Raw genomic sequence first — 21,667 nt, 5'->3', positions numbered from 1 at the left:
ATGCAAGCCGTACAGCGTGAGATTGCGCAGCAGCTCAAGGTCCAAGCACCTTTTCCCGACCACGCCGCCCTTGAGGCAGAAATCGCCCGGCGCATCCGCTTCATCCAGGACTGCCTGGTCAATTCCGGGCTCAAATCCCTGGTGCTGGGCATCAGCGGCGGTGTCGACTCACTGACCGCCGGCCTGCTGGCCCAACGGGCGATGCGTGAATTACGCGAACGCAGCGGAGACGATGGCTACCGCTTCATTGCCGTGCGCCTGCCCTATGAGACCCAGTTCGACGAGCACGATGCCCAGGCCTCGGTGGACTTCATCAACCCTGACGAACGCCACACCGTGAACATCGGCCCGGCGGTCAGGGCCCTGGCCAACGAAGTGGCGGCCTTCGAGGGGCAGCACGCGGTATCACGGGATTTCGTCCTCGGCAACACCAAGGCGCGGATGCGCATGGTGGCCCAGTACACCATCGCCGGCGCCGCCCATGGCCTGGTGATAGGTACCGACCACGCCGCCGAAGCGGTGATGGGTTTCTTTACCAAGTTCGGTGACGGCGCCTGCGACCTGGCGCCCCTGAGCGGCCTGGTGAAAAACCAAGTGCGCTCCATTGCCCGCCACTTCGGTGCCCCGGAATCCCTGGTGGAAAAGGTCCCTACCGCCGACCTCGAAGACCTGTCGCCGGGCAAGCCGGACGAAGCATCCCACGGCGTCACCTACGCCGAGATCGACGCCTTCCTGCATGGCCAGCCGGTACGTGAGGAAGCCTTCAAGATCATCTGCGACACCTACCGCAAGACCCATCACAAACGCGTCATGCCCTTCGCCCCATGACCCGCCTCGCTCTGTAGGTGCCGGCTTGCCGGCGAATGGGCCGTTTGTGCTGCACAAGGCTCGAGGGCCTCTTCGCGGGCAAGCCCGCTCCTACGGATGCACACAAAAAAAGCGCCCCTGGGGGCGCTTTCTTGTTGCAGCCGGGCCTGATGCTTACTTCAGGACCACAGCGCCTTTCATCATCGAGTTGTGGCCTGGGAACGAGCAGAAGAACTGGTAGCTTTCGCCAGCGGTCAGCTTCGATACGTCGAAGGTCACCGAATCTTTCTCGCCGGCACCGATGATCTTGGTGTGGGCGATGACGCGGGTGTCGCCTTCCTTCAGGTAGCTCTTGTCGATGCCGGCGGCCATGCCGTCGGTGGCGATGCCAGCCATGTCTGCGGTCTTGCTCAGTACCCAGTTGTGGCCCATGACGTTCTTCGGCAGGCTGCCGGAGTGGGTCAGGTTCACGGTGAAGGTCTTGCAGCTCTTGTCGATGGTGATTTCCTTAGTGTTGAAGGACATCTGGTCGGTAGAGTCGACATCGACCTTGCATTCGGCGGCCATCAGTTGGCTGCTGGCCAGTGTCAACAGGGATACCGCAACGAGTTTGGCAAACATGGTGAATCTCCAAGGCAGGGTTAACAAAATCCATCTGAATCCATGGGACGGAAGACTGCCTGAATTTCTCGCAAGTTCCTATGATTTGCATCAAAAAATTGTATACAACTCTCTGCTATCGACCTGATCAAGACAATCAACCGGCCAGCGGCATGGCACGCTTCTAGAATCACGCCATCGTCCCTGATCGGAGTCACCCTCATGCCGTTGAACAGCCTGTTTCGCAGCTTGCTCGCCGCCTACGCCTGTGGCGCCAGCGGTACCCATGAAACCCCGCAACGGGAGGTTTAATACTTGGAGCGAGGCCGGCGAGCCTTTACTCTGAGGCCATCAATGACCTCGGAGTAAGGCATGTCGTTAACTTCTGTCTGTGTATTCTGTGGCGCCAGCACCGGCGCCAACCCTCTCTATCGTGAAGCCGCCCAGGCCCTGGGCCGGGCCATCGCCGAGCGCAAGCTGACCCTGGTGTATGGCGGCGGCGCGGTAGGGCTGATGGGCATCGTCGCCGACGCCGCCCTGGCGGCCGGGGGCGAAGTCATCGGGATCATTCCGCAAAGCCTGAAGGACAAGGAAATCGGCCATCGCGGCCTGACCCGTCTGGAAGTGGTGGACGGCATGCACGCCCGCAAGGCGCGCATGGCCGAGCTCAGCGACGCCTTCATCGCCCTGCCCGGCGGCCTGGGAACCCTGGAAGAACTGTTCGAAGTCTGGACCTGGGGCCAGTTGGGCTACCACCACAAGCCGCTCGGACTGCTGGAAGTGAATGGCTTCTACGAAAAACTCAGCGGTTTTCTCGATCATATCGTCGGCGAAGGCTTCGTCCGTGCCCCGCACCGTGACATGCTGCAAATGAGCGAGTCGCCGGCCGGCCTGCTGGATGCGCTGGACGCCTGGCAACCGACGGTCCCGGACAAATGGGCCGAAGGCAAACCCAGTTAACCACCCGGCCCCGATAACAGGCAGAATACGCGCCGCTCAACCTCACCTTCGACCCCAGAGGATCGCCCATGGCCAAACCCAACTACTCCTTCGCCAAACGTCAACGTGACTTGGCCAAGGAACAGAAGAAAGAGGAAAAGCTGCAACGCAAGAAAGCCGCCGCTGAAGAAACCAGCGCACTGAACCCGGATGCAGAAGGTGAAGTGAGCGTCGACGACGCCGAACCCGAGGCCCCCCAGGCCTGACCTGCCCCGTAGGAGCTGGCTGGCCAGCGAAAGCGCTCTCCAGCCCTACGCAATATCCGCAGGCCCCATCGCTGGCAAGCCGGCTCCTGCAAGGTCGGAGATGGCAGTGTCATGCCAGGGGCATGACGGTGACCCGAACATCCGGGTCATGGCTGCCCCCTCCCAGAATCACCCCACGCAACGGCGACACATCGGAAAAATCCCGGCCCCAGGCCAGGGTGATGTGCTCCAGCGCCGGCTGCACGTTGTTGGTCGGGTCGAAATCCACCCAGCCCAGCACCGGGCAAAACACTGAAACCCAGGCATGGGAAGCATCGGCGCCGATCAGCCGCGGCTGCCCCGGCGGTGGCTGGGTCAGCAGGTAGCCACTGACATAGCGCGCCGCCAGCCCTCGCGAGCGCAGGCAGGCCAGCATCAGGTGGGCGAAGTCCTGGCACACCCCGCGCCGACGTTCCAGCACCTCCACCAGCGGCGTCGCCACCTGGGTGGCTTCGGCGTCGAAAGTGAACTCACTGAAGATCTTCTCCATCAACGCCTGGGCGCCCTGCAACAGCGGCCGCCCCGGTACGAAGCAACTGGCGCAGAACTCGACAAAACTCTGCTTCAGATGCACATAAGGCGATTCGAAACGGTAGCGACAGGCTTCCAGCAACGCCTCGGACAAGGGCTGGCCACTGTAGGTCAGGGCGCCGCGGGCGGCATCCCAGGGCAGTGACGCGGCAAAATCCAGCGCCGGCCGCTCCAGCACCTCGACACTGAGCTGGGCATTGACCAGCAATTCGTCATGGGGCCGCTCGAAGGCCAGGCGGGTCAGCGGGTTGCCGAATACATCCTGCTCGTCACGACGGCTGGTAGGGTCGGGGCTGATCAGCAATTGCCGCTCGCTGCACAGTTGCCAGGCACAGGCCCGGGGCCACAGGTGCGCCAGTTGCTGGGCCAGGGACACCGGGCTGTCGTAGCGGTAGTGGGTGTCGTGGAACACCTGGTAGCGCGCGCTCATCAGACCGACACCGTTTGCTGGCTGACATCATCCACATGGGCGAAATGCCGCAGCGCCAGGCGGTCCGAAACCTGCCCGCTGACCTCGGCGATCTCCTGCAGCAGGTCCGCCAGGCCCTCCACTGCGGCGCGCACACTGACCTCGCCGAACAGCGAGTTCTCCAGGCAGCCCAGGTCGAAATGCGCCAGGCGCTCCACCAGCCGCGGCAGCGCCAGCTCGCGGGGCACGCCGAAATCATCGTTGAGGCGCTTGAGGGTGCGGGTCACCAGCTTGAGCTGGAACAACACGGCGTGGGGGTTCTGTTCATCCAGCAGCAACAGGTCGAGGACCGGAATCAACTGCGCCACCGCCAGGTAGCGCGACCGGTAGGTGATGCTGCTGTTACCCAGCTCCAGCAGCCAGTCCAGGCCGGCCTGGTCGAAGGCCGCGGTGCCCCGCAGGAAGGCCGCGAGGCTGCTGCTGAGGAACTGCAGGCGCTCGATGCGCCGGCCAATCATCAGGAAGCGCCAGCCTTCGTCGCGAGTCATGTCGTCCAGGGCGAACCCAGAGAGCGCCGCCAGGGACATCACCAGGCGGTTGAGAAAATCCAGCAGTTCGGCGAAATCCGGCTCCGGAGTGTCCAGCTCCTGGGCCTCGCGCTGCAGCTCCACCAGGGCCTGCCAGTTTTCCCGGGACAGCTTGCCGCGTACCTGGGAAGCCGCCCACTGCAAGCGTTGCAGGTTGGAGCGCAGGCTGAAGGACCAGTCCTCACCCAACAGGGCCGCCAGCAGGCGCTCGGGCAGCTCGCCCTCATCCGGCAGCAGCATCAGGCTTTCTCCCAGGTCCACCGCGGCCAGCAAGGCTTGAGGGTCATCGCCGTCGACATAGCGCGCCAGCATGATCCGCAGCAGCCGCGCACTGTCGTCACAGCGCTCGCAATAACGGCCGAACCAGAACAGGTTTTCCACCACCCGCGACGGCAGGTAGGGATCGCGGCGCACCAGGTCATACACGCCGATGGTGCGCTGGGCCTTCCACTGCTCGCCGCTGGGCGCCCGCTCCCCCAGCACCCAGGTGTCCTTGCTGGCGCCACCGCGCTGCATCGACACCACTTCGGCACCGGCCTGGGCAGCGACCCGGGTCAGGCCTCCGGGCAGCACCCGGTAGCCGTCCTCGCTGGCCACCGCGTACACCCGCATGCCGATGGCACGGGGCTGCAGCTGCCCGTTCTCGGCCTGCCAGACCGGCGCCTGGGACAGTTGCGGCAATTCCTGGGCGACATAGGCATAGGGCCGCGCCCGCATGCGCTCAGCCAATTGCCGGCGTTGCTCGGGGTCCAGGTCGCGGCCCAGCACCGGGGTGAAGCTCTGGGAAGCGAAGGCCGGCTTGACCAGCAGATCCGGGAGTTTTTCCAGGGCCTGCTGCAGCACCGGGGCCTCGCCGCACCACCAGGTAGCGATGGACGGTAGAAGCAGTTCCTCGCCCAGCAGAAACTGGCTGATCTTCGGCAGGAAGCCCAGCAGGCCGGGGGATTCCAGCACCCCGCTGCCCAGGGCGTTGGCCACCAGCACCCGGCCCTGGCGCACCGCGTCCAGCAGCCCGGGAACCCCCAGGGCCGAGTCGGTGCGCAACTCCAGCGGATCGCAGAAATCGTCGTCCAGGCGACGCATGATGGCGTGCACCCGGCGCAGGCCGCTGAGAGTCTTGAGGTACACCGTGGCATCACGCACGGTCAGGTCGCCGCCCTCCACCAGCGGGTAGCCAAGCTGTCGCGCCAGGTACAGGTGCTCGAAATAGCTCTCGTTGAACCGCCCTGGCGTCAGCAGCACCACCAGCGGCGCTTCGCTGTCCCGGGGTGCCTGGCGGGCCAGGGTTTCCTGCAGGGTGCGGAAGAACCCGGCCAGGTGCTGCACTTGCAGGTCGCGGTACAGGTCGGGGAACGCCCGGGACACGCTCATGCGGTTCTCCAGGGCATAGCCGGCCCCGGAGGGCGCCTGGGTACGGTCGGCGGTGACCCACCAGCGCCCGTCCGGGCTGCGTGCCAGGTCCACGGCGTACAGGTGCAGGAAGGCCTGTTCCGGCGGGCGGATGCCCTGGCACGGCCAGAGGAAATTGTTGTGGCCGAACACCAGTTCCGCCGGCAACAGCCCTTCGCGGATCAACCGCTGCGGGCCATACAGGTCCGCCAGCACGGCATTGAGCAGGCGAGCGCGCTGGGCGATTCCGGTGGACAGCAACTGCCATTCATCCGCCGCGATCACATGGGGCAACAGGTCCAGTTCCCAGGGCCGGTCGGCGCCCTTGGGGTCGGCATAGACGTTGTAGGTGACGCCGTTCTCGTGGATCTGCCGGGTCAGCAGCGCCTGGCGCTGGGCCAGTTGACCGGGGCTGCTGCGCTGCAACTGTTCCAGCAGCCGCTGCCAGTGCGCCCGGACCTGGCCCTGGTCATCCAGCAACTCGTGGTAGGTACCCGCCGTCAGCGGGTAACGGTCTAGCAAGTCAGGCATGGAACACTCGGCAGACGGCAGGGAAAGTCAGATTAACGCACCGCCATGACGCCCGGATATGGCTATCTCACAGGCGTCGCAGGTGGATTAGAAGCGTCGCAAATCCAGGGTCAGCGGCAACTCGGCATTGATCACCACTGGCGGCACCTCCAGGCTTCCCGGGCTATGGCCAAGGCGGAAGAAGCGCGCCATGCGCCGGCTTTCCGCCTCGTTGGCATTCACCGGCAGGCTGTCGTAATTACGCCCGCCGGGGTGGGCCACATGGTATTGGCAGCCGCCCAGGGAGCGCTGCATCCAGGTATCGAGCAGGTCGAACACCAGCGGTGCATGCACCGGGATAGTGGGTTGCAGGCAATTGGCCGGCTGCCAGGCGCGGTAACGTACCCCGGCGACAAACTCGCCGACCCGCCCAGTGGGATGCAGGGGCAGCGCCACGCCATTGCAGGTCAGCACGTGGCGCTCGGGTACCAGGCCGCCGACCTTGACCTGCAGGCGCTCCAGGGAAGAGTCGACATAACGCACCGTGCCGCCCGCCGCGCCCTCCTCCCCCAGCACATGCCAGGGCTCCAGGGCCTGGCGCAGTTCCAGCTCGATGCCACTGACGGCGTAATCGCCGACCTTGGGAAAGCGGAACTCCAGGTGCGCGGCAAACCATTCGGCCCGCAGCGGGTAGCCGGCGGCATTCAGCTCTACCAACACATCAGCGAAATCCTGTTCGATAAAGTGCGGCAACAGAAAACGATCGTGCAGTTCGGTGCCCCAGCGCGCCAATCGGGCCGGTGCGTAAGGCTCGCGCCAGAAGCGCGCCACCAGCGCCCGCAGCAGCAACTGCTGGGCCAGGCTCATGCGCGCATGGGGCGGCATTTCAAAGGCCCGCAGCTCCAGCAGGCCAAGGCGCCCAGTGGCGCCATCCGGCGAATACAGCTTATCGATGCAGAACTCGGCGCGATGGGTGTTGCCGGTGACATCGATCAACAGGTTGCGCAGCAGGCGGTCCACCAACCAGGGCGCGCACTCCTGGCCGGGAGCCGGCATCTGCGCGAAGGCAATCTCCAGCTCGTACAGCGCGTCATTGCGTGCCTCGTCGACCCTCGGTGCCTGGGACGTGGGGCCGATGAACAACCCGGAAAACAGGTAGGACAGCGACGGGTGGTTGTGCCAGTAACTGATCAGGCTGCGCAGCAGGTCGGGACGCCGCAGGAACGGCGAGTCGGCCGGGGTGGCTCCGCCAAGGACAAAATGGTTGCCGCCGCCGGTGCCGGTGTGGCGCCCATCGATCATGAACTTCTCGCTGGTCAGGCGCGTCTGCCGGGCCTGCTCATAGAGAAACTCGGTGCGCTCCACCAACTCGTCCCAACTGACCGAGGGCTGCACGTTGACTTCAATCACCCCCGGGTCCGGGGTCACCCGGAAGTTGCACAAGCGAGGGTCCGCCGGCGGCTCGTAACCCTCCAGCAAGACCGGGCAGCGCAGCTCCTCGGCCGTGGCCTCGATCACGCTGACCAGTTGCAGGTAATCCTCCAGACGCTCCAGGGGCGGCATGAACAGGTACAACCGCCCCTCGCGCGCCTCGGCGCAGAGCGCGGTACGGGTCAGCCAGTCGGCGGACTCGTCCACCTGGGGCACCCGCTCGTCCGCCACTGCCGGCTCATCAATCGCTGCCAGCTGAGCCGCGCCCGCCAGTTCGGGAAAATCCTGGTTCGGATCGGTGGCGTGAATGAACGGATACTCCGCCGCCGTCACCCAAGGCTGGGACGCCAGGGGCAAGCGATAGCCCAGGGGCGAATCACCCGGTACCAGCCGGCAATGGCTATCGCGCAGGTACCAGCGCCCGCTCTGCCACTGGTCGCCCTTGGCGGTACGGGCCAAGGGCAGGACCTGGCCGATGACCTTGTCCAGCCCCTGGCTGAAAACCTTGCGCAGGCGCTGCCGCTCCAGGGCATCCTCCAGCCGCGAATCCTCGGCGCTGACATTCAGCGGCAGGCCGCCTTCGCGCCACAGGTAGTAGAAATTGTCCTCGTAGGCGGGAAACACAAAACGCGCAGGCAGCTTCAGACGCTCGGCGACACTGGCCAGAAAACGTCCGGCCAACAGCGCATCGGCGGCGTAATCTTCATGCTCGTCGGCAATCAGCGCGTTGTTGCGCCACACCGGTACACCGTCGCGACGCCAGTGGCAATTCAGCGACCAGCGCGGCAGTTGCTCTCCCGGGTACCACTTGCCCTGGCCGAAGTGCACCAGGCCCTGGGGCGCATAGTGCTGGCGCAGGCGCTGGAACAGCTCGCCGGCCAGGCGGCGCTTGTTCGCCCCCAGGGCTGCCGTGTTCCACTCCGGGCCATCGGGATCGTCGATGGCGACGAAAGTCGGTTCGCCGCCCATGGTCAGGCGCACATCCGCCTCCAGCAGGTCGACATCGATCTGCCGGCCCAGGGCCTGGATCGCCAGCCATTGCTCGTCGGTGTAGGGCTTGGTCACCCGGGGCGCTTCCCAGATGCGCTCCACACTCATCTCATGGCTGAATTCGCATTCGCAGGGCTCCACCAGCCCGGTGATGGGCGCTGCTGAAGAGGGGTCGGGGCTGCAGGCCAGGGGAATATGCCCTTCCCCGGCGAACAGCCCGGACGTGGCATCCAGGCCGATCCAGCCGGCGCCCGGCAGGTACACCTCGCACCAGGCATGCAGGTCGGTGAAGTCCACCTCGGTGCCGGAGGGGCCATCCAGGGATTTGACATCCGCCGTCAGCTGGATCAGGTAGCCGGAGACAAAGCGCGCCGCCAACCCCAGGTTGCGCAGCAATTGCACCAGCAGCCAGGCCGAGTCCCGGCAGGAGCCGGAGGCGTTGAGCAGGGTCTGCTCCGGAGTCTGCACCCCGGGCTCCATGCGGATCAGGTAGGCGATGTCGGCACTCAACCGCTGGTTCAGGCCCACCAGGAAATCCACCGCCGGCAGCGGTGAGCGCGAAATGGCGTCCAGGTAAGCCTGGAACCTCGGCGTCAGGGGCAGGGTTTCCAGGTAGGGCGCCAGCTCGCGCTGTTCATCGGCGGCATAAGCGAAGGGAATCTGCTCGGCGTAGGGCTCGAGGAAGAAATCGAACGGGTTGAACACCGCCATTTCCGCCAGCAGGTCGACTTCGATCCGCAGCTCGCTGGTTTTTTCCGGGAACACCAGACGCGCCAGGTAATTGCCCTGCGGGTCCTGCTGCCAATTGATGAAATGCTGCTCGGGCTGGACCTTCAGCGCATAGGAAAAAATTCGCGTGCGGCTGTGGGCCGCCGGGCGCAGGCGGACGATCTGCGGGCCCAGTTCGACGGCGCGGTCGTAGCGATAGTGCGTGACATGGTGCAATGCGACATGAATCGACACGGCGTGCCTCCTGCGAGCCTGAACGGTGGGAGAACCTGCGCAAGACTTATGCCAGCGCGCAAGTCCATGGGGTTGTTCAGCGACCCTGGGCAGTACAGCACCAAAACCGCGCAATCGATGCATCCCGGTGCAGGCAATTGCACATAAATGCGCCAGAAGGCAGGCGACGAATCAGCCGCGCTTGCGCTGCTGCTTGAAGCGCTGGCGCTGCTGGCGGATCTGCAGCAGCCGCTCGCGCATTTCCCGGTGCCGCTTGCTGTTGAGCAGCAACAGCCCGAGCAGCGGCAGCAACACGCCGAACAGGTACACCCCCTGGTGCGGGTGATACTGAAACATCGGCACCACCCCAAGCAGGCAGGCGACAAAGTAGCCGGCCACCAACCATACCGCGCGGGAAATGCCACGCACTATCAGCAGGTTGCCCAGCACCAGCAGCGGGATCAGTACCAACAGGCCAAACAGCAGGTATTCGTCGCGCTGGGGCGGTGCCATGGCGCGCCAATAAGTGGTGCCGGCCAGGGACAGCAGGAGCGAGGCACTGAAGCAGCCCAGCAGCACGGTGAGCATGAAGGTCGGGAAATAACGTACTAGGAAGTCTCTCATGCGGCCGCCATCTATCACTCGTCGAACTCCTCGTAGAGCCCCACCGCAAGGGTTTTCACCTGGCCAAGATTGCCGGAGCTGATACTCCCGCTGGTACTCAGGGCAGCGCCCAGAGCATCCTGCATCTGGGTCAGGGTGGCGTGGCGGATCTGCGTCGACGAATAGCGCCTGGGCAACGCACCGGCACGCTGTTGCAGCTTCAGCAGCTTGGAGGTCAGGCTCGGGTCCCGCAGGGTCAACAGTTCCTTGGTCAGCTTGGCCCGTTCCTGGCGGTTGAGCCCCTTGAGCAACTGCATCCAGCTTTTGCCGGTGTTCGCCGCCTTGCTGGCCTTGAGCAGCCTGAGCGTGGTCAGCGCCGAACCGCCGACACCCACCAGGGAAATGCCATCGAGAATCGGCGTGACTATGTTGTACCACTCGGCATCGTCCATGCGGTCGTTGGCCGCCGGGTCCTGGATCTCGTTGATCACCCGCGCGCCGCCAATCACGCACTGAGCGGTGCCGGCCATCGCCGCCGAGGCCCCAAGCGCTACCACCCAGACACTGGCACCGGCGGTGAAGGGCACGGCAATGCTGCCGCTGAACACCACCAGCCAGCCGATCACTGCGGCCGTGCAGGCCAGGGTGGTGTTGAAGGATTCAGTGGCCAGCCGCGATTCGCGCGGGTTGTTCTTCACCTGGTCGACGAACTGCTGGGGCGCGATGTAGCGCTTGGCTTCGCGCAAGATCACCCGCTTGGGCACGATGCTGCAGATTGGCCTGAATTCGCGCAGGGTCACGACATTGAAGTCGGCATCGATGTACACCACCCCGGCACCGGCAATCGAGGGATCGGTGTCGATGGCGGCAAACAGACGCGGCAGGTTTATCTGGCTTTCGATCCGTTGGCGGGCAAGAACCTGGGTCAGGCTGAGGTCCCTGATCACTCCATCTAGTGGGCTGGTCACGCGATTCATCCTTGGTCTGACGATGTGAATCTGCCTGATAGCCATGAGCCAGCCAGGCATCGCGGCAATGCAAGCCCGGCAACCTTAACAAAGCCCTGACCGTTTGTTGCTCGCCCGCCGGTAAAAAATCGATCTCCATAAAAGCAAAACGCCAGCTCGGTGGCTGGCGTTTTGTGGGGTTTAGCGCGGCACTACCGGCTTGCGGGTCGGCTTCTTGCCTTTGCCCTTGGCCGCATCGGCGCGCTCCTTGGCCGCCTGCTTGTTGCGGGCAAACGCTGCGGCCTTGGCCTGTTCGCGCTTGTCCCAGGCATTGCCGCCGTCGCTGCCGCGAGGAGGCAGCCCGGTGTGCTGGGTAAGGATCTTGGTTTCCTTGGCCACCTTGTGGCTGCCGGCCGGTGTCGAATTCTTGCGACGGGCACTCTGGTAGCTGTCGGTAGCCGGCTGGTGGGTCGGAATCAGCTGGTTCTTGCCCGGACCGATCAGGTCGCCACGGCCCATGCGCAGCAGAGCCTCGCGCAGCATCGGCCAGCCCTTCGGATCGTGGTAGCGCAGGAACGCCTTGTGCAGGCGGCGCTGCTCCTCGCTCTTGACGATGGTCACGCCGTCGCTCTTGTAGGTGACCTTGCGCAGCGGGTTCTTGCCCGAGTGGTACATGGCCGTGGCGGTGGCCATCGGCGACGGGTAGAACGCCTGTACCTGGTCCGCGCGAAAACCGTTGCCCTTGAGCCACAGGGCCAGGTTCATCATGTCTTCATCGGTGGTGCCCGGGTGGGCGGCGATGAAGTACGGAATCAGGTACTGCTCCTTGCCCGCTTCCTTGGAGTATTTCTCGAACATCCGCTTGAAGCGGTCGTAGGTACCAATGCCCGGCTTCATCATCTGATTGAGCGGACCTTCCTCGGTGTGTTCCGGGGCGATCTTCAAGTAGCCGCCCACGTGGTGGGTCACCAGCTCCTTGACGTACTCCGGCGATTCCACCGCCAGGTCGTAGCGCAGGCCGGAGGCGATGAGGATCTTCTTCACCCCGGGCAAGGCACGGGCGCTGCGATACAGCTGGATCAGCGACGAATGGTCGGTGTTCAGGTTCGGACAGATGCCCGGGAACACGCAGGACGGCTTGCGGCACGCGGATTCGATTTCCGGGCTCTTGCAGGCGATGCGGTACATGTTCGCGGTCGGGCCGCCGAGGTCGGAAATGACCCCGGTAAAACCTGGAACCTTGTCGCGAATTTCTTCGATCTCGCGAATGATCGACTCTTCGGAACGGTTCTGGATGATCCGCCCTTCGTGCTCGGTGATGGAGCAGAAAGTACAACCGCCGAAGCAGCCGCGCATGATGTTCACCGAGAAACGGATCATGTCGTAGGCCGGGATCTTTTCCTTGCCATAGGCCGGGTGCGGAATGCGCTGATAAGGCATGCCGAACACGTAGTCCATTTCCTCGGTGGTCATGGGAATGGGCGGCGGGTTGAACCACACGTCCACTTCGCCATGCTTCTGCACCAGGGCGCGGGCGTTGCCCGGGTTGGTTTCCAGGTGCAGCACACGGTTGGCGTGGGCATACAGGACCGGGTCGTTGCGCACCTTCTCCATGGACGGCAGGCGGATCACGGTCTTGTCCCGGGTCATGCGCGGGCTGGCAAGGATCTGCACCACCTTGGCTTCCTGGGGATCGTCCACCGGGCCCTTTTCCTGCTCGATGGCGCAGGCCTGGGTGTCCTGGGTATTGACGTAGGGGTTGATGATCTTGTCGATCTTGCCCGGGCGGTCGATACGGGTGGAGTCCACTTCGTACCAGTCCTTGGGCGTGTCGCGGCGGATGAAGGCGGTGCCGCGCACGTCGGTGATGTCTTCGATCTTGTGGCCGTAGGACAGGCGCTGGGCCACTTCGACAATGGCTCGCTCGGCGTTGCCGTACAGCAGGATATCGGCGCTGGCGTCGATCAGGATCGAGTTGCGCACCCGGTCCTGCCAGTAGTCGTAGTGGGCGATGCGGCGCAGGGACGCCTCAATGCCGCCGAGAACGATGGGCACGTGCTTGTAGGCTTCCTTGCAGCGCTGGCTGTAGACCAGGCTCGCACGATCCGGGCGTTTGCCCGCCAGGCCACCGGGGGTGTAGGCGTCGTCGGAGCGGATTTTCTTGTCGGCGGTGTAGCGGTTGATCATCGAGTCCATGTTGCCGGCAGCGACACCGAAGAACAGGTTCGGCTCGCCGAGCTTCATGAAGTCGTCTTTGGACTGCCAGTTGGGTTGGGCGATGATCCCGACGCGAAAGCCCTGGGACTCCAGCAGCCGGCCGATGATCGCCATGCCGAACGACGGGTGATCGACGTAGGCATCACCGGTGACGATGATGATGTCGCAGGAATCCCAGCCGAGCTGATCCATCTCCTCCCTGCTCATGGGCAGGAATGGTGCTGGCCCGAAACATTCGGCCCAGTACTTGGGATAGTCAAATAACGGCTTGGCTGCTTGCATGTCGATGACCGGTGTTGGCTTGGATAGGGACGCGTTGATTCACAGGGAAATTCGCGGGCGCGGAATATAGCACAAAAAATAACCAATTCCGACCGTTATGGTCGGAATTCGGTGCAGCCGATTCGCCGGCGAGCCGGCTCCTACAGGCTCCTACAGGCGCCGGCAGGCGGATGGCCGGCGAACGGGCGGGTTATTCGTCGTCGTCGAAGTTGTAGCTGCCCGGGGCGAGGTTCTCGAAGCGGGTGTACTTGCCGATGAACGCCAGGCGGATAAAGCCGATGGGGCCGTTCCGCTGCTTGCCGATGATGATCTCGGCAATGCCCTTGTGCTCGGTTTCCGGGTGATACACCTCGTCCCGGTAGACGAACATGATCACGTCGGCGTCCTGCTCGATCGCTCCGGATTCCCGCAAGTCGGAGTTCACCGGGCGCTTGTTGGGACGTTGTTCCAGGGAGCGGTTGAGCTGGGACAGGGCCACTACCGGGCAGTTGAACTCCTTGGCCAGGGCCTTCAGGGACCGGGAAATCTCGGAAATCTCGTTGGTCCGGTTGTCGCCGCTGGAGCCTGGAATCTGCATGAGCTGCAGGTAGTCGATCATGATCATGGCGATATCGCCGTGCTCACGCACCAGGCGCCGGGTCCGCGCACGCATCTCCGAGGGGCTGATGCCCGCGGTGTCGTCGATGAACAGCTTGCGGTCGTTGAGCAGGTTGACCGCCGAGGTCAGGCGTGGCCAGTCGTCGTCTTCCAGCTGGCCGGAACGGACCTTGGTCTGGTCGATGCGGCCCAGGGAGGAGAGCATACGCATGATCAGCGATTCACCTGGCATCTCCAGGGAGTACACCAGCACCGCCTTGTCGCTGCGCAGTACCGCGTTCTCCACCAGGTTCATGGCGAAGGTGGTCTTACCCATGGACGGACGGCCGGCGACGATGATCAAGTCGGCCGGCTGCAGGCCGCTGGTCTTCTCGTCGAGATCGGTATAGCCGGTGGACAGGCCGGTGATGGCGTTGTCCGTGTTGAACAGGGTATCGATGCGGTCGATGGCCTTGGTCAGCAGTTCGTTGACCCCCACCGGGCCGCCGGTCTTGGGCCGCGCTTCGGCGATCTGGAAGATCTGCCGCTCGGCCTCGTCGAGAATCTCTTCGGCGGTGCGCCCTTCCGGGTTGAAGGCACTGTCGGCGATCTCGGTGCTGATGCCGATCAGCTGACGCAGGGTGGCCCGCTGGCGAACGATCTGCGCATAGGCCTTGATGTTGGCCACCGACGGAGTGTTCTTCGCCAGTTCACCCAGGTAGCCCAGGCCGCCGACCTGCGAAGTCTGGCCTTCCTTGTCCAGTTGCTCGGACAGGGTGACCACGTCGATGGGCATGTTCTGGTCGGCCAGCTTGGCGATGGCGCGGAAGATCAAACGGTGGTCATGCCGGTAGAAATCGCCGTCGGACACTTGATCCAACACGCGCTCCCAGGCGTTGTTGTCCAGCATCAGACCACCGAGCACGGCCTGTTCGGCCTCGATGGAGTGCGGCGGCACCTTCAGGGCAGCGGTTTGCAGATCGTATTGCTCGGGAGCGGAGATATCGTTCATGGCCACTTGGAATTCGGGGGATGAAAATCAGGATCAGCAGAAAGACAAAGGGCACGACCTGTAAACAGGATCGTGCCCGATGTTAACCGTCAGCCACACAAGGTGCCAGACGATTTGGTACTGCTTAAGCAGCCACCACGACAACGCGTACGGTTGCTTCAACTTCAGCGTGCAGGTGCACGGCTACGTCGAATTCACCTACGTTGCGGATGGTGCCGTTCGGCAGACGAACTTCGCTTTTTGCCACTTCAACGCCCGAGGCGGTCAGTGCATCAGCGATGTCGTGGGTGCCGATCGAACCGAACAGCTTGCCTTCGTCACCGGCGGTGGCAGTGATGGTCACTTCCAGCTCAGCCAGTTGCGCAGCGCGAGTTTCGGCAGAAGCCTTCTTCTCTGCAGCCAGTTTTTCCAGCTCGGCACGACGCGCTTCGAACGCAGCCAGGTTGGCAGCGGTAGCAGCGGTGGCTTTGCCGAAAGGCAGCAGGTAGTTACGGCCGTAACCAGCCTTAACGTTTACCTTATCGCCCAGGTTGCCCAGGTTGGCGATTTTTTCCAGCAGGATCAGTTCCATTTGGTAATAACCTCTTAACTTTTAACCTTCACCGTTCGCAGAGCCGTTATCAGCGTCTTTCGGCGCCAAACGACCGCGAAAATCAACCAGACTGTCGACAATGGCCAGGACCACGAGCAACGGATAGATCAGCTGCATGAACGGCAACAGCGTGACGTACAACCCCACCAGCCAGAACCTGGCCAGTCGCCCTTGTGCCACCAGCCCGTGAATCAGGGCCAGCCCGGCAAAAGCCAGCGGGACACTGCACATCGGCGTCAGCATGGCCAGTTGAGGTCCGAAGTTCGGCCCCACCAGCATGCACGCCAGCAGCAACATCGCTGGCCCAAGAGGGATTCTGATGGCGCGAAACTCGCGACCAAAACCACCCGGGTTATACAACACAGCCTGCCAGTAACGCCCAAGAATCAGGCTCAGCACGCTGATGGCTTGCAACAGGGCCGCTATCAGGCCGGTCAGGATCGGTGCAATCAGCGTGGCAAGACGAGCTCGCTCTTCAACCGATAGCTGCTGGTAGACCTCACCCAAGGCCATCGGCAGGATTTTTATCAATTCCTGTGACAGCGCTTCGATCTGAGGGCGGAAAGCCGCACCCAGGACTCCAGCAAACACCAACCCCATCGCTATGCTGACCAGCAGCACGCGGCTCCAGGACTCGCTTGCGCGCAAAACCAACGCAAGACTCGAAGAACCCAGCAGCACCAGAAGTGCCCGCGGGTCATCGAACGTCAGCCACCAGAGCAAAGCTGGCAGCACTCCCAGAGCGAGGACGCCAAGGGCATCCTTCAATCCGCGCCGCAGAAGCACCAGGCTCCCGGCGGCAGCACCCAACCAATACAACAACGGCAATGCCGAACAGCCAGCCACTACCAGAGTGGCCTGCATACGACCGCGCATGATGAACTCAGCTAAGGCGCGCATGCATTCAATCCCTTACTACTTGTCGACTGCCCGATCTCAGCGGCCGTGGCTGTCGGTGTAGGCCAGCAGGGCCAGGAAGCGGGCGCGCTTGATAGCGGTGGCCAGCTGACGCTGATAACGAGCTTTGGTACCGGTGATGCGGCTTGGAACGATTTTGCCGGTCTCGGATACGTAGGCTTTCAGAGTGTTGAGATCTTTGTAATCGATCTCTTTCACGTCTTCAGCGGTGAAGCGGCAGAATTTACGACGACGGAAGAAACGTGCCATGTAATTGGCTCCTCAAAAGGTCCGTGGATTACTCGTCAGCGTTATCGCTGGCGTCGCTGTTGTCGCTGTCATCGCCATCGGCGCTGTCAGCATGCTCAGGACGGTCACGACGCTCACGGCGCTCACTGCGGTTTTCTTCAGCCTTGAGCATCTCGGATTGGCCAGTGATGGCTTCTTCGCGACGGATGACCAGGTTACGGATCACAGCATCGTTGTAACGGAAGTTGTCTTCCAGCTCAGCCAGGGCTTTACCGGTGCACTCAACGTTCAGCATCACGTAGTGAGCCTTGTGAACATTGTTGATTGCGTAGGCCAGTTGACGACGGCCCCAGTCTTCCAGACGGTGGATTTTGCCGCCGTCTTCTTCGATCAGCTTGGTGTAACGCTCAACCATGCCGCCGACTTGCTCGCTTTGATCCGGGTGGACCAAAAAGATGATTTCGTAATGACGCATGAATGCTCCTTACGGGTTGTAGCCTGCCGCCTATAAGCGGTCAGACAAGGAGTGAATGACACTGGTGTGTCTTGCCTGGTAGTAGGCACATATGCGCCTGCCGTCACGGCAAGGGGCGCAATTGTAGAGAAGGGGGAACAGCGGCGCAAGGCAATTGGTGATTATTTGAACAACCACCTGCGGGAGCCGGCGTGCCGACGATGGACGGCAGCACGCGCCTCGCCGGCAAGCCGGCTCCTGCAACTGCGGGTCAGGCTTTCTTGGCGGCCTTGGCCTTAGCACCGCGCTGGCGCATGGCTTCGAACAGGCACACGCCAGTGGCCACGGAGACGTTGAGGCTGCTGACGCTGCCGGCCATCGGCAGGCGTACCAGGTAGTCGCAGTGCTCGCGGGTCAGGCGACGCATGCCCTTGCCTTCGGCCCCCATGATGATGATGGTCGGGCCGGTCAGGTCCTGGTCGTACAGTTCCTGTTCGGCCTCGCCGGCGGTGCCGACGATCCACAGCCCACGCTGCTGGAGCTTCTCCAGGGTGCGGGCCAGGTTGGTCACGGCTACCAGCGGAATCACTTCGGCGGCGCCGCAGGCCACTTTACGCACGGTCGGAGTCAGGGTCGCCGACTTGTCCTTGGGCACCAGCACTGCCAGGGCACCGGCCGCATCGGCAGTACGCAGGCAGGCCCCGAGGTTATGCGGGTCGGTCACACCGTCCAGCACCAGCAGCAACGGCGCGCCTTCGGTACGGTCCAGCAGCTCGTCGAGCATGGCCTCGCCCCACACCTGGCTCGGGCTGACTTCCGCCACTACGCCCTGGTGCACGCCTTCAACCCATGCGTCCATCTCACGACGCTCGGCCTGGCCAACCGAAACACGGTTCTGCGCAGCCAGGTCCACCAGAACCTGAACCCGTGGATCACTGCGCCCTTCAGCCAACCAGATCTGCTTGACCCGCTTGGGATGGTGACGCAGCAACGCTTCTACGGCATGCACGCCGTAGATCTTTTCCAACTGACTCATGACTTGGCCTTAGGTTTGCGCGCCCCGCCGCTTTTAGCGCCGGAAGCGGAGCCCGCCTTGGGCGGACCTTTACGATGTTTGCTCGGCTTGGCGGGCTTTTCGCCAGCGCGCGAGGGCGCCGGCTTACCGGACTTTCCCGCAGACGTCGCTTTACCACCGCCCTTGGCTTCGGCCAGCAGCGCCCGCTTCATTTCGCGGCTTTTGCGCACTTCGGCGTTTTTCGCGGCAGCGTCGCTTGGACGATAAGCCTCGACCGCCTTTTCCTTGGCGGAGCTGCGACGCCCCGCCTTGGCTGGAGCCGGCTCTTCCACGACCTTGCTGGCAGGTGCGTCCGCGGCGCCACGCTTCTTGCGGCCGATCGGTGCGTTGATGGTCTTCTCGGCCATTTCGAAATCGATCTTGCGCTCGTCCAGGTCGACGCGCATGACACGCACTTCCACAGTATCGCCCAGGCGGAAGCTGCGACCGGTGCGCTCGCCCGCCAGGCGGTGATGCACAGGGTCGAAGTGGTAGTAGTCCCCCGGCAAGGCGGTGACGTGCACCAGGCCCTCGACGTAGATGTCGGTCAACTCGACGAACAGGCCGAAACCGGTCACCGCGGTGATCACACCCGGGAAGGACTCGCCCACACGATCCTTCATGAACTCGCACTTGAGCCAGTTCACTACGTCCCGCGTAGCCTCATCGGCACGGCGCTCGCTCATCGAGCACTGCTCGCCGAGCTGCTCCAGGGTCGCTTCGTCGTACGGATAGATACGCGCCTTCGGAATGGTCATCGCCCCGGCGCGGCGCACGTGCGGCGTGTCCTGCTTGGAGTGGATGACGCTGCGGATGGCCCGATGGGTCAACAGGTCCGGGTAGCGACGGATCGGCGAAGTGAAGTGGGTATAGGCTTCGTAATTCAGGCCGAAGTGGCCCTGGTTATCAGCGCTGTACACCGCCTGGCTCAGGGAGCGCAGCATCACGGTCTGGATCAGGTGGTAATCCGGACGGTCCTTGATGGTTTCCAGCAATGCCTGGTAGTCCTTCGGCGTCGGGCCATCCTTGCCCTTATGCAGGGACAGGCCCAGCTCGCCGAGGAAGGCGCGCAGTTTTTCCAGACGCTCCGGCGGCGGACCATCGTGCACCCGGTACAGGGCCGGAATCTCGTGCTTCTTGAGGAACTCGGCGGTGGCCACGTTGGCCGCCAGCATGCATTCCTCGATCAGCTTGTGCGCATCATTGCGGGTAGTCGGACGAATTTCGGCGATCTTGCGCTCGGAACCGAAGATGATCCGGGTTTCCTGGGTCTCGAAGTCGATGGCGCCCCGGGTATGGCGAGCCCCCAGCAAGACCTTGTACAGCGCATACAGCTGCTTCAGGTGCGGCAGGACATCGCCGTATTCACCGCGCAACTGCTTGGCTTCGCTGGTTTTCGGCTGCTCGAGCATGGTGCTGACCTTGTTGTAGGTCAGACGCGCCTTGGAGTGGATCACCGCTTCGTAGAACTGGTAATCGGTCATCTCGCCGGACTTGGAGATGGTCATCTCGCAAACCATGGCCAGGCGATCGACTTTCGGGTTCAGCGAGCACAGGCCGTTGGACAGTTGCTCGGGCAGCATCGGGATCACCCGCTCGGGGAAGTACACCGAGTTGCCGCGCACCTGGGCTTCGGCATCCAGAGCCGAACCGATCTTCACGTAACTGGAGACGTCGGCAATCGCCACATACAGCTTCCAGCCACCACCGAACAGGCGCAGCTTGCCGGGCTTGGCTTCGCAGAAAACAGCGTCGTCGAAGTCGCGGGCGTCTTCGCCGTCGATGGTGACGAAAGGCAGATCACGCAGATCGATGCGCTTCTCTTTGTCCTTCTCTTCCACTTCGGGCTTGAGCTTGCCGGCTTCCTTGAGCACCGCCTCTGGCCAGACATGAGGAATATCGTAGGTGCGCAGGGCAACGTCGATTTCCATGCCCGGTGCCATGTAGTTGCCCACCACCTCCACCACATCGCCTTGCGGCTGGAAGCGCGGCGTCGGCCAGTGAGTGATCTTCACTTCGACGAACTGACCGATCTTGGCATTGGCATTGCGCCCCGGCGTTACCAGCACTTCCTGCTGGATCTTCGGGTTGTCTGCCACCACGAAACCGATGCCACCTTCTTCGAAGTAGCGACCGACGATGCTTTCGTGGGCACGGGACACCACTTCGACGATCACGCCTTCGCGACGGCCGCGACGATCCAGGCCGGAAACCCGGGCCAGGGCGCGGTCGCCATCGAATACCAGACGCATTTGCGCCGGGCTCATGAACAGGTCGTCGCTGCCGTCATCCGGCACCAGGAAGCCGAAGCCGTCGCGGTGACCGCTGATACGGCCGAGAATCAGGTCGAGCTTGTCCACCGGCGCATAGGTGCCGCGGCGGGTATAGATCAGTTGAGCGTCGCGCTCCATGGCGCGCAGGCGGCGGCGCAGGGCTTCCAGCTGGTCTTCCGTGGTCAGACCGAACTCTTCGACCAACTGCTCGCGACTAGCAGGCGAACCCCGGTCAGCAAGGTGCTGAAGGATGAGTTCGCGGCTAGGAATAGGGTTTTCGTATTTTTCCGCTTCACGAGCGGCCTCGGGATCGAGGGACTGCCAATCGGCCATTAGATAAATTTCACCTTGTCTATATGCGGGTTAGTTTGGCATACGCGTATTGAAACGGGAAATTTCAGGCTCAGACAACCTGGGAATAATCCTCGCCATCGCCTCAGAAACATCGTCACGCATACCGCCGGAGACTTTTTTCAAACTTTTTTGAAATCTGGGGTTTACAGCTTAAAAGAGCCTCCGTATAGTGCGCGCCATCGACGACGGAGACGTCAGCGATACTGCCCAGATGGTGAAATTGGTAGACACGCCAGCTTCAGGTGCTGGTGGCCGCAAGGCCGTGGAAGTTCGAGTCTTCTTCTGGGCACCAATTCAAGAGCTTGAGATTAGATCAGTTTCAAGGCTCGAACAAAAACCCGCGAAAGCGGGTTTTTGCATTCTAAGTGTTTGATTTAATAAAACCAAAACAGGGGTTTACAGATCAAAACGCTGTCCGTATAGTGCGCTCCATCGACACGGCGACGACGTCGATACTGCCCAGATGGTGAAATTGGTAGACACGCCAGCTTCAGGTGCTGGTGACCGCAAGGTCGTGGAAGTTCGAGTCTTCTTCTGGGCACCAATTCAAAACTTGAGAGCATCGCTTTCAAGTCTCACAAAAACCCGCGAAAGCGGGTTTTTGCGTTTCCACCCCCTGATATTTCCCCGCGCCATCGCCTTCCTCCGCACCCGCAAAGCGCACATGAGAAACGATATCGTTTATGATTGTTACAAGTTTTTGCGGCACTACAGTGA

Annotated in this window: 17 protein-coding genes and 2 tRNA genes; 5 read left to right on the top strand and 14 right to left on the bottom strand. The window is 62.8% G+C overall.

The genetic code is table 11. The features are described from left to right. Complete coding sequence (nadE, locus tag BM382_RS22355) at positions 1-828, top strand: ammonia-dependent NAD(+) synthetase (protein ID WP_015633946.1); 828 nt, start codon at positions 1-3, stop codon at positions 826-828. Between the two features lie 153 nt (positions 829-981). Here nadE and azu read toward each other — a convergent pair whose 3' ends face one another. Next, on the bottom strand, positions 982-1,428 hold the full coding sequence (gene azu, locus BM382_RS22350; RefSeq protein WP_011058960.1) for an azurin: 447 nt from the start codon (positions 1,426-1,428) through the stop codon (positions 982-984). 351 nt (positions 1,429-1,779) lie between these two features. Between azu and BM382_RS22345 the strand changes: the two genes are divergently transcribed. Next, positions 1,780-2,367, top strand: a complete 588-nt coding sequence (locus BM382_RS22345) for an LOG family protein (protein ID WP_019096143.1) — start codon at positions 1,780-1,782, stop codon at positions 2,365-2,367. A gap of 68 nt (positions 2,368-2,435) precedes the next feature. Next, entirely contained in the window at positions 2,436-2,612 is a 177-nt protein-coding gene (locus tag BM382_RS31905) for a hypothetical protein (RefSeq protein WP_011058958.1), read from the top strand. A 109-nt stretch (positions 2,613-2,721) separates the two neighbouring features. Here the strand turns inward: BM382_RS31905 and BM382_RS22340 are convergent, their stop codons facing one another. From BM382_RS22340 to rnr, 13 genes are all read right to left on the bottom strand, one after another. Continuing rightward, on the bottom strand, positions 2,722-3,612 hold the full coding sequence (locus BM382_RS22340) for a transglutaminase family protein (RefSeq protein ID WP_011058957.1): 891 nt from the start codon (positions 3,610-3,612) through the stop codon (positions 2,722-2,724). Then, on the bottom strand, positions 3,612-6,098 hold the full coding sequence (locus BM382_RS22335; protein ID WP_072443921.1) for a circularly permuted type 2 ATP-grasp protein: 2,487 nt from the start codon (positions 6,096-6,098) through the stop codon (positions 3,612-3,614). Before BM382_RS22335 ends, BM382_RS22340 begins: the two co-directional genes overlap by 1 nt. Positions 6,099-6,185: 87 nt before the next feature. Continuing rightward, positions 6,186-9,461: a transglutaminase family protein gene (locus tag BM382_RS22330; protein ID WP_072443918.1), complete on the bottom strand. Its 3,276-nt coding sequence runs from the start codon at positions 9,459-9,461 to the stop codon at positions 6,186-6,188. Between the two features lie 171 nt (positions 9,462-9,632). Continuing rightward, positions 9,633-10,082 (bottom strand): hypothetical protein, encoded by a 450-nt coding sequence (locus BM382_RS22325; RefSeq protein ID WP_011058954.1) that lies wholly within the window; start codon positions 10,080-10,082, stop codon positions 9,633-9,635. Continuing rightward, on the bottom strand, positions 10,079-11,011 hold the full coding sequence (locus BM382_RS22320) for an Ssp4 family T6SS effector (RefSeq protein WP_011058953.1): 933 nt from the start codon (positions 11,009-11,011) through the stop codon (positions 10,079-10,081). Before BM382_RS22320 ends, BM382_RS22325 begins: the two co-directional genes overlap by 4 nt. A 180-nt stretch (positions 11,012-11,191) precedes the next feature. Next, positions 11,192-13,489 carry a YgiQ family radical SAM protein gene (locus tag BM382_RS22315; protein ID WP_011058952.1) on the bottom strand — a complete coding sequence of 766 codons (2,298 nt, stop codon included), beginning with the start codon at positions 13,487-13,489 and terminating at the stop codon, positions 11,192-11,194. Positions 13,490-13,679: 190 nt separating this feature from the next. Continuing rightward, positions 13,680-15,077: a replicative DNA helicase gene (gene dnaB / locus BM382_RS22310; RefSeq protein ID WP_011058951.1), complete on the bottom strand. Its 1,398-nt coding sequence runs from the start codon at positions 15,075-15,077 to the stop codon at positions 13,680-13,682. Between the two features lie 124 nt (positions 15,078-15,201). Beyond that, positions 15,202-15,648 (bottom strand): 50S ribosomal protein L9, encoded by a 447-nt coding sequence (rplI, locus tag BM382_RS22305; RefSeq protein ID WP_007921484.1) that lies wholly within the window; start codon positions 15,646-15,648, stop codon positions 15,202-15,204. Between the two features lie 21 nt (positions 15,649-15,669). Next, positions 15,670-16,569, bottom strand: coding sequence for a hypothetical protein (locus tag BM382_RS22300; RefSeq protein ID WP_011058950.1), 900 nt, complete (start codon positions 16,567-16,569; stop codon positions 15,670-15,672). A gap of 36 nt (positions 16,570-16,605) precedes the next feature. Continuing rightward, complete coding sequence (gene rpsR, locus BM382_RS22295) at positions 16,606-16,836, bottom strand: 30S ribosomal protein S18 (RefSeq protein WP_002551829.1); 231 nt, start codon at positions 16,834-16,836, stop codon at positions 16,606-16,608. 28 nt (positions 16,837-16,864) lie between these two features. Further along, a complete protein-coding gene (gene rpsF, locus BM382_RS22290; protein ID WP_011058949.1) occupies positions 16,865-17,290 on the bottom strand; it encodes a 30S ribosomal protein S6 in 426 nt (141 codons plus the stop codon). 250 nt (positions 17,291-17,540) lie between these two features. Beyond that, positions 17,541-18,305, bottom strand: a complete 765-nt coding sequence (rlmB, locus tag BM382_RS22285) for a 23S rRNA (guanosine(2251)-2'-O)-methyltransferase RlmB (RefSeq protein WP_011058948.1) — start codon at positions 18,303-18,305, stop codon at positions 17,541-17,543. Beyond that, on the bottom strand, positions 18,302-20,929 hold the full coding sequence (gene rnr / locus BM382_RS22280; RefSeq protein WP_011058947.1) for a ribonuclease R: 2,628 nt from the start codon (positions 20,927-20,929) through the stop codon (positions 18,302-18,304). Before rnr ends, rlmB begins: the two co-directional genes overlap by 4 nt. A 226-nt stretch (positions 20,930-21,155) precedes the next feature. On the opposite strand from rnr, the gene BM382_RS22275 reads away from it, so the two are divergent. Both BM382_RS22275 and BM382_RS22270 read left to right on the top strand, forming a co-directional pair. Next, a tRNA-Leu gene (locus tag BM382_RS22275) sits at positions 21,156-21,242 on the top strand. Between the two features lie 165 nt (positions 21,243-21,407). Then, positions 21,408-21,494 (top strand) — tRNA-Leu (locus BM382_RS22270). Positions 21,495-21,667: the final 173 nt, after the last annotated feature.

This window comes from Pseudomonas sp. NFPP25, assembly GCF_900116505.1.
GTDB classification, from domain to species: domain Bacteria; phylum Pseudomonadota; class Gammaproteobacteria; order Pseudomonadales; family Pseudomonadaceae; genus Aquipseudomonas; species Aquipseudomonas protegens.
The sequence above is the reverse complement of the archived record's forward strand: the minus strand, read 5'-3'. Positions and strand labels throughout refer to the sequence as shown.